The organism is Parabacteroides sp. AF19-14 (assembly GCF_003635485.1).
GTDB classification, from domain to species: Bacteria; Bacteroidota; Bacteroidia; order Bacteroidales; family Tannerellaceae; genus Parabacteroides; species Parabacteroides distasonis.
The window spans coordinates 44660-45051 of the sequence record NZ_QTMJ01000029.1; the positions used below are offsets into that span (position 1 = coordinate 44660).

At 40.3% G+C, this 392-nt stretch carries 2 tRNA genes; both read left to right on the plus strand.

Annotated elements, in window-relative coordinates:
* Positions 1-63 precede the first annotated feature (63 nt).
* A tRNA-Asn gene (locus DWX33_RS20235) sits at positions 64-137 on the plus strand.
* 43 nt (positions 138-180) lie between these two features.
* Positions 181-254, plus strand: a tRNA-Asn gene (locus tag DWX33_RS20240).
* Positions 255-392: the final 138 nt, after the last annotated feature.

The following is a 392-nucleotide window of genomic DNA, read 5'->3' on the forward strand; positions in this document are numbered from 1 at the left end:
GAGGGTCCTTGGTTCAAGTCCAAGAGGAAGAGCGAAAAGACATCGGGAAAGACTGAAAAACATTCTTCTTTAGCTCAGTTGGTTAGAGCATCTGACTGTTAATCAGAGGGTCCTTGGTTCAAGTCCAAGAAGAAGAGCGAAAAGAGTTTTCATATAGAGATTAAAAAGTTAAAAACTGATTCTTCCTTAGCTCAGTTGGTTAGAGCATCTGACTGTTAATCAGAGGGTCCTTGGTTCAAGTCCAAGAGGAAGAGCAAAAAGAGAGAGATACCTATTAATAGGTATCTCTTTTTTCTTTTGTTCTTTTTCCGTTATTCACAGGGTTTTCAACAGGGTTATTAACAACCCTGTAATCGGCTCACCCGATAAACCTGGGGGATTAAGCATACAGC